The following is a 7,838-nucleotide window of genomic DNA, read 5'->3' as shown; positions in this document are numbered from 1 at the left end:
CCCTTAGAAAGGTTATGGATATGGCGAACGGAGTTCACGACCGATGCCGTAGGAGGTGCGTCAAAGACGACGGTGTCACCATCTTCCAGTTGCCCGTCGATTTGATAGCCCTCCATCTGTACCTGAATCGGAGAGAGTGGCCGATTGTTTTCCCCGATGCCTTTGCGTTGAACAGTGAACGTCCAGACGGATTTATCGATGTACGTAACGCTTCTCCGCGTGGTCAGGGGGAAAGGGACGGTGCGCTTCATGAATCCGTAGACGACCCCCTGGGACGCTCCCTGAGCGCGGTCTACTTGAGACGGTAAGCCAGGGGGGGTGACTGGCGCCCACGCTTTCGCGGCGGCACGCGCCGCCTCCGTCGCCTGAGCCATGTCCTTTCCAAGCTCGAAGGCTCGCAGCAACGCGGCTTCGGTTGCCAGTAACTGGCTGAGGGCTCCGAACTCAATCGATTTCCAGGCCCCATCTTCATCCAGGCGGTCGTCGCTGACAGCCAGCAAAGAGACACCGGGCTTCGGCATCCAGGCCTTTGCCGCCGCGGCTGCGGATTGCTTTGCGATGTCCTGGCTCTTGCCTTGTTCCAGCGCGCGGGCCGCAGCGGCGTTGGCTGCGTAGCACCGGCTAAGAGGAAGCGCGAAGCTCGTCGCGATCCACTCCGCCAACTCTCTGGGAATGACGACCCTTTCGGCGGGGYTCTCTGTAGCCGCAGGTGGGTCTTGTTTCTGCGGTGGCTTCGGCCCCGGCGCTGTCTGTTGCGTCTGAGGAGTTCGCGCACGCAGCTTACGGATGAGCCCATGGAGCAGGAGAGCCGCCACAATTCCCTCAAGCGTGAGCCCCCACGTGATCGCGTCCTCACCGTTCTGATAATGGCTGGGTGCGACAAAAGCCACTATGACGAAAAGGACAAGCACGACGACGCTGTAAAGCAAAACGACGCCAATGATGGCAAGAGTGAGCTTAACCTTGGCGGTACGCGCAATGATGATAGCCAGGAGCGTCGCAAACGCCGGGCCGATCACAATCATTGGAGGCCACACCAACAGTCCTTGAAGGGCGACGGCTCCAGCAAGCAGATATACGAGGAAGATAAGGATTCGGGACTGCTGATTCGTGATGGTAATGGCCGGGCCCCCACTGAAACCTGCGAGTCTTCTCCGGGAAGGGAGGGTACATCTGCTGAAACTCTAGCAGCCTTGCCCTGGGGGCATCAATGCCCGGTGCGTTGCCAGGGGAAAGGTTTCCCCATGCCCTCGTTCGACAATATAAGGTCGTGGATCTTGCAAAAAAGTTCGCCGAACTCACGGGCAAACCCTCAAAAGACCTAAATGCAACGACAGCGAAACTCCATCAAGCRCTTCAGCCCGCTTTATCTGAGATGTTTTTACAAAAAAACTTGTATTAGTTGAGGGGTTAGAGGACGTTGCCTATATCCAGAGCTGGATGGTCCTGTCCGGTCGGTGGGACGCCTACCGTAGGTCGGGAGCCCACATGGTGAATGTAAACGGCAAGAGCGAATTTTTGCGCCCTGCAATCATTGCGAAAGGACTCAAGATACCTCTGCTCGTGATCTTAGACGCAGACGGAGACAAGCTACATCGCCGGAATAAAATCACTGGCGAGCAAGAAGTGAGCCCGGAATTGCTTTGGTGCGCGGCCTCCTTTTGAATTTATCGTGCGTCTCTGCCGCTTTCGACGCCTTAGCCTTGATATCGCCCGGTTCTACTTGCGGCAGCTCCCATCCCGTCATGCCCTGCAACACGCGGTCGGCATGCTTGATCGTGTTGACGTGTCCATAGTGGCTCTCAATCATCTGGACGGATGTCCCCATCTGCTCGGCAAGGAAATACACGTCCACGCCTTCCTGCAATCTGAGTGTGGCGTAGGTATGCCGGAAGCAATAAGTCGAGCGTGGCACGCCCTGCGTACCTTCGCGCAGATTCGCTTCATTCAGAAGTATTTGAGCTTCATTTTGTCCGATTAGTCGTAGCATCGCCAAATTATCCCTTTTGTGATCGGCTGTTACCGTAGGGATCTACTTTTCAAACAACAAACCCCACCCACAGCGTGGATGGGGCTCTGCAAGCACGAAACCCTACTTCAAAGACTTATCATCCATCACCGTCCAGCCTTCAGCCTTACGCGCCGCCATCTCGCGTCCGCCGGATGGAACGGTGCCGACACCTGTCTGCAACTGATCGTCGTTCATCTTGTTCGAGCGCATGGACGCATGGCAGGCGACGAAGCTGACATCCTTGCCAACCGCGCTGGTCACGTCATTGCCAAGAGCACCCTTCTTATCAACCAGCTTTAAACCGTCGCCAGTGGCCAGAATCTCAACCCGCGYGTCATACGGCTTCGCGCTCGAAGTCATCAGGTCGTTGGCCTTCTTCAACGCCGCCTGCCAGTCCGCAGGCTGATCGGAGTGCACATGAATCAGAATGCGCTGCGTCGGCTGATTCTGAGGCGTGGCGGGTTGCTGCGCAATGAGACCTGCAGGAACAAGAAGCAGCGAAGAGAGGCGGAAGATCCAGCTACGGCGTGTCATGAGATAGGTCTCCTTCTTGGGTGAAGCTTGAGTTTAGTTGAATAGTGGAAGGGTTGAATAGTTGAATGGTTTCCGTACGGGTATGCGCGCTGCGGGATTCCTCGTATTTTTGTCATCCCGAAGGGATTTGCTTTTCTCTTTCAGCAAGTCGTGAATCTCGCCCGGAACCCATCAAACAATTCAACCAATCAAAACCATTCAACTATTCAACCATTCCACCATTCAACTATCCTTCTCCCTGCCATGAAACACCTCGCATTCGCTCTTCTTGCCGTCTCCCCTGCCTTGCTCGCTCAAGCTAAGCCCGCCCAAGCCAGGCACTCCCAGGCCAAGCCCGCTCCAACGGACGTGGTGCAGTACGTTGATCCTCTGATCGGTAGTGAGAAGACTCCCGAGGGCTATGGCCGCACCCTGCCTCTGGTCGAACCTCCCTTCGCCATGACCGGCTGGATTCCGCAGACACGGCAGAACAAGATCAGCGTGCTCTCGTATGAGTGGCATGACACGACGATGTCGGGCTTCATGGGCACGCATCAGCCGGCGATGTGGATGGGCGACTTCGGCTATGTCACCGTCATCCCGCAGGTAGGCGGCGAGTTGCGCACAACTCCCGAAGCGCGTGCGATGAAGTTTCGCCACGAAGACGAGCAGTCGCATCCGGATATCTATCGCGTGACCCTCGATGCCGGCGAAGGTCAGGCGCTCAAAGCCGAGATAACCGCAACCGAACACAGCGGCATGATGCGCTTCCGCTTTCCGGCCAAAGGTGCGGCCCGTATCCTGGTCGAGGCCTCACGGCCCAACTTCAATGGCTGGGCTGCCGTGGATCTCGCCAAGGGCGAGATCACGGGCTGGAACCCGCACCGCATGGACGCCCACCTGGGGCCGGGCAGTATGCCCAACGCCGGAGCCGCCGCACTGCCCAACTTCAAGGGCTACTTCGTCGTGCAGTTCCGCAAGCTTCCCAAGTCGGGTGAGACCTACGGTAAGGATGCAAAAGACTATCGCGGCGCCTACGTCGAGTTCGCTCCCGGTGAACTGGTTGAGCTGCGCGTAGGCACCTCGTTCATTAGCCTGGACCAGGCGCGCGCCAATCTGAAGGCCGAGATGCCGGACTGGAACTTCGAAGTGCTACAGCGCAAATTGCATGCCACCTGGCAGGAGAAGCTCGCGCATCTGCAGGTCTCCAGAGCCTCGYAATCTGACAAAGTCCGTCTCTACACGGCGTTTTATCGCTCGCAGCTCTTCCCACGCATTATGACCGAGGGCGGCCGCTACTACTCCGGCTTTGACGATAAGGTGCACGATGGCACCAGCTACACGGCCTATTCGATCTGGGATACCTTCCGCGCCGAGTGGAGTTGGCTCACCCTCACGTCTCCGGAACATATCGACGGCATGGTGACGGCCCTGCTGAACGACTACAAAGAGGGCGGCTGGATGCCCAAGTGGCCCAACCCCAGCTATACCAACATCATGATCGGCACGCATGCCGACTCGCTCGTCGCCGAAGCCATGCGCAAGGGCTTCCATGGCTTCGACAAGGAGACGGCGTGGCAGGCGGCCTGGAAAGACGCTACCGTTCCTCCGGATGGAGATACCACCCGCCGCTGGCTCGACCGCGAGGTAAAGACTCCGTATGAGGCCCGCGCCGGCCTGACCTACTACAAGACCCTCGGCTACATTCCGGTCGACAAGATCGACGAAGCCGCCAGCCGCACCATTGAAGACAGCTACGACGACTGGTGCGTCGCGCAGATCGCCAAAATGCTCGGCAAAGACGCGGAGTACAAGGAGCTGATGCAACGCTCCCTCAACGCTCGTCACCTCTACAACCCTGACCGCCACCTGATGAACGGCAAGCGCAGCGACGGAAGCTGGGCGCCGATCAGCGGCGGCGAAGGCGGCGACACCAATGCGAATCGCACCATCGCCGGCTGGACCGAGGGCGATGCCTGGGTCTACACCTGGGGAGCCTTTCACGACCAGGCAGGCCTGATGGACCTGATGGGCGGCGCCGAGAACTACGCCAAGTATCTCGACCAACACTTCGCCGGCGGCCATAACGACCACAACAACGAGCCCAGCCACCACTACGGCTATCTCTACGACTTCGCCGGCCAGCCCTGGAAGACGCAGGAACGCGTCCGCCAGATCGCCGCAGCCCACTACAAGACCGGCCCCGCAGGCCTGATCGGTGACGACGACTGCGGCCAGATGTCCGCCTGGTTCATCTTCACCGCCATGGGCTTCTACCCGGTCAACGCCGCCAGCGGAGAATACATGATCGGCTCACCGCTCTACCGTCAGATGAGCCTGAAGCTGGCAAACGGAAAGACCTTCACGGTACAGGCCRAAAACAACTCGGCAGAGAACCAGTACATCCAGTCCGCCACCATCGACGGCAAGCCGCTGACCGAACCGGTGCTGACGTGGGAGCAGATCCAGGCAGGGGCGACGGTGAAGTTTGTCATGTGACCGAAGCCGTCGCAGTGGGGAAGTGCGTATCGGCCGAAGGCAGTGGTAGCGATGTGAGCTTGAAGTAAAGCTCGCGAAAGTTTATCTGGGTATCAACCGTTTTTGTGGAGTTGGGTCGTTGATATTACGTGGCAGGGTGGTCTCGGGAATTGGTAACTTCTCCTATTGGATCGAGAAGCTGCGCGATCACTACTTGGCGAAGACAGGAATGATCTTGTTTCCCGGAACACTCAATATCCAGCTTGAAACTCCGTATCGATTGCCGGAGAGGCCGATGCGGCTCGAAGGGCACGAGTATGGCGGCACCGTCTCTGTGAACCTTGTTCCCTGTTCCATCCTCGGGAGGCCTGCGTTCATCCTTAGGACGGATGCCAACGAGCAAGGCCGCGGTGACCATCCCAGAACTATTGTTGAGGTGGCCACCGATATCAAGCTCCGCGATGCCTTTCATCTGCAAGATGGTGATGTCGTGGAGATTGAGGGTCTACCCGAATGAACTGAAACGTCGGTTAGAGCCACCGCACGTGAAAGACATAGACGTACACCACGGCCAGCAAGCCGATGACGGCCGCGAGCAGCACACTGTGCCTCAACGTAAAGCGGAAGAGCTTTGACTGGTCGTGCAGCGACATGTTCGTCGCTGCAGCAGCTACCGCGATCGTCTGCAAACTGATCATCTTGCCCATCACGCCGCCGGCGGAGTTCGCTGCAGCCATCAGCACGGCGTCGAGACCGAGACGATTCGCCGTCACTTCTTGCAGGCTGCCGAAGAGAGCGTTAGCAGAGGTGTCCGAGCCGGTGAGGAAGACGCCGAGCCAGCCCAGTAGGGCGCTGAAGAAGGGGAACAGCACTCCTGTTGCTGCAAAGGCCAGGCCCAGGGTGGCGGTGGCTCCGCAGTAGTTCATCAGGAAGGCCATCGCCAGCACTGAGGTCACGGTCAGGGTAGGCAGGGCCAGCGTGCGCACCACCGAGACCAGGATGCGGAGGAACTCCATCGGCCGCACCCGCAGCAACAGGGCAGAGAGCACCGTTGCGGTCATGCAGGAGGTGCCGGAGGCACTAAACCAGTTCAGGTTGAAGATCGCCGGATACGGCGCGGCCTTGGCCACCAGCGGCGGCATACGCAGCACCATGTTGTGCAGATAGGGCCAGGGGATCAGGATGCTGCCGCGGTTCAGCAGCCTCTGAAAGGGCTGGTAACCCCAGAGCAGCACGCAGAGCACCAGCAGGCCGTAGGGCATCCAGGCAACGAAGATCTGGCCGGCGGTGTAGCCGTTTGTTGTTGTCGTATCCGTAATGTCGCCGGGGTGCAGGTAGGAGGTGTCCTGCTCCGACCGGCGGAAGCGAATCACAGCGACGAGGGCGGCGATCGCCGTCAGCGAGGCAAGGATGTCGGTGAGTTGCGGCCCGATGTAGTGCGAGACGCTCCATTGCACTGATGCGAAGGCGGCACCGCCGACGAGACATGGCAGCCAGACTCCTGCAAAACCAGTGCGACCCCACATGGCGAGGATCAGGTACGCAGGAAGAATGAACGAGACCGGCGCGCAGAAGCTGCCGACTGCTCCGCTGAGCTTGTCGAGCGGCAGGCCGGTGATTCCGGCGAGCGTTACTACCGGAATTCCAATCGATCCGAAAGCAACGGGGCCCGTGTTGGCCAGCAGGCAGATGGCGGCGGCGGTAAAGGCGGAGAAGCCGAGGCCGGTCAGCATGGTGGCCGCAATGGCTACTGGAGCTCCAAAGCCGGCGGCGCCTTCGAGAAAGGCTCCGAAGGCGAAGGCGATCAGCAGCGCCTGCAGCCGTAGATCAGGGGTCAGGCGGCTGACGGAATCCTTAATAATGTCGAACTTGCCCGTGGATTCGGTAATGCGGAAGAGGGCAATCGCCCAGAAGATGATCCACGAGATGGGGAAGAGGCCGAAGGCCGCTCCGTGTGCAGCGGCGCTGACGGCCTGCAGCGCGGGCATGTGATATCCGCCGATAGCCAGCACGAAGGTAACGGCCAGTCCCGACAGGCCCGCCATCCACGAGGGTTTGCGCAGGACACCCGGTTGGGGTGGTCGACCGGAGGGAGCGGAGAAATCTGCTTCTCGACCGAAGATCCCGGCGGGGCGGTAAAGCAGGTCCTTCACTTTGCTCAGGATGACAAGCAAAAGAGGATGACAAGCAAAAGAGAGGGTTCGCGCGGAGCGAATACCCAGGTCCCCAAGGGGACCCGGGGCACCCGGTGTCTTCTTAAATAAAAAGCGGATGTGCTGGTTACCAGCACATCCGCTTCATGTTTCAGGATTGTTATTAGAACGTGACCTTCAGACCGCCCTGCATCACACGCGGCTTGACCGGTCCGGTTGCCGTAATACGTCCGTAGGTTCCGCTGGACGGATTGGCATCGGGCTGGCCGAAGGTGATGCGGTTGAAGGCATTGAAGAGCTCCCAGCGGAACTGGATCTTGTACCGCTCCTGGATCGTCCAGTTCTTCATCAGTGCCGCATCGCTGTAGTTGGTGCCAGGCCCCTTCAGAATGTTTCGTCCTGAGTTGCCGAAAGTCCCAACTGCATTCTGAGCGAAGGCGGCCGTGGTGAAGTACTGCTGCACCCATTCCTGCTTGCTGCCCTGGTGCGTCTGCACAACGACGCCGGGAACGCGGTCGGCCCGGTCGCCATAGACGAGCGCGCCGGAGTTGTTGTTGCCGTTACCACCACTTACGCTGAACGGGCGGCCAGATTGCAGCGTATAGATACCGCTGATCTCCCACTCGCCCAGCACATTGCGCGCGATCGGGTTCCATCCCTTCAGTTTCGGTGTGGAGTAGACC

At 59.2% G+C, this 7,838-nt stretch carries 6 protein-coding genes and 2 pseudogenes; 3 read left to right on the top strand and 5 right to left on the bottom strand.

Features of this window, described 5'->3' with window-relative positions; translation table 11 throughout:
• On the bottom strand, positions 1–1,025 hold a 1,025-nt coding region (locus AB4043_RS08295), incomplete at its 3' end, for a hypothetical protein (RefSeq protein WP_442306840.1).
• A 367-nt stretch (positions 1,026–1,392) separates the two neighbouring features.
• Here AB4043_RS08295 and AB4043_RS08290 point away from each other — a divergent pair.
• Positions 1,393–1,665: pseudogene (locus AB4043_RS08290) on the top strand (TOPRIM nucleotidyl transferase/hydrolase domain-containing protein); the annotation flags it as partial.
• On the opposite strand, the gene AB4043_RS08285 reads toward AB4043_RS08290, so the two are convergent.
• Positions 1,610–1,990: a hypothetical protein gene (locus AB4043_RS08285; RefSeq protein ID WP_442300579.1), complete on the bottom strand. Its 381-nt coding sequence runs from the start codon at positions 1,988–1,990 to the stop codon at positions 1,610–1,612. The pseudogene AB4043_RS08290 and the gene AB4043_RS08285 sit on opposite strands and share 56 nt — an antisense overlap.
• 102 nt (positions 1,991–2,092) lie before the next feature.
• Positions 2,093–2,545, bottom strand: coding sequence for a DsrE family protein (locus AB4043_RS08280; RefSeq protein ID WP_442306839.1), 453 nt, complete (start codon positions 2,543–2,545; stop codon positions 2,093–2,095).
• A 243-nt stretch (positions 2,546–2,788) separates the two neighbouring features.
• Here AB4043_RS08280 and AB4043_RS08275 point away from each other — a divergent pair, with 243 nt between their 5' ends.
• Together AB4043_RS08275 and AB4043_RS08270 are read left to right on the top strand one after the other, a co-directional pair.
• Positions 2,789–5,023 carry a GH92 family glycosyl hydrolase gene (locus AB4043_RS08275; protein WP_442306838.1) on the top strand — a complete coding sequence of 745 codons (2,235 nt, stop codon included), beginning with the start codon at positions 2,789–2,791 and terminating at the stop codon, positions 5,021–5,023.
• 118 nt (positions 5,024–5,141) lie between these two features.
• A complete protein-coding gene (locus tag AB4043_RS08270) occupies positions 5,142–5,519 on the top strand; it encodes a DUF120 domain-containing protein (protein WP_442300582.1) in 378 nt (125 codons plus the stop codon).
• Positions 5,520–5,532: 13 nt separating this feature from the next.
• On the opposite strand, the gene AB4043_RS08265 is transcribed toward AB4043_RS08270, so the two are convergent.
• Together AB4043_RS08265 and AB4043_RS08260 are read right to left on the bottom strand one after the other, a co-directional pair.
• On the bottom strand, positions 5,533–7,155 hold the full coding sequence (locus tag AB4043_RS08265) for an L-lactate permease (protein WP_442306837.1): 1,623 nt from the start codon (positions 7,153–7,155) through the stop codon (positions 5,533–5,535).
• 163 nt (positions 7,156–7,318) lie between these two features.
• Positions 7,319–7,838: pseudogene (locus tag AB4043_RS08260) on the bottom strand (hypothetical protein); the annotation flags it as partial.

The sequence above is a fragment of the Terriglobus sp. YAF25 genome (assembly GCF_052113305.1).
In the GTDB taxonomy this organism is placed as follows: Bacteria; Acidobacteriota; Terriglobia; order Terriglobales; family Acidobacteriaceae; genus Terriglobus.
This window is presented reverse-complemented; position numbering and strand designations above follow the sequence as displayed.

What these genes read in the sequence shown, in the direction of transcription:
- AB4043_RS08285 (WP_442300579.1), bottom strand. Translation starts at nt 1,990, where the DNA reads ATGCTACGACTAATCGGACAAAATGAAGCTCAAATACTTCTGAATGAA.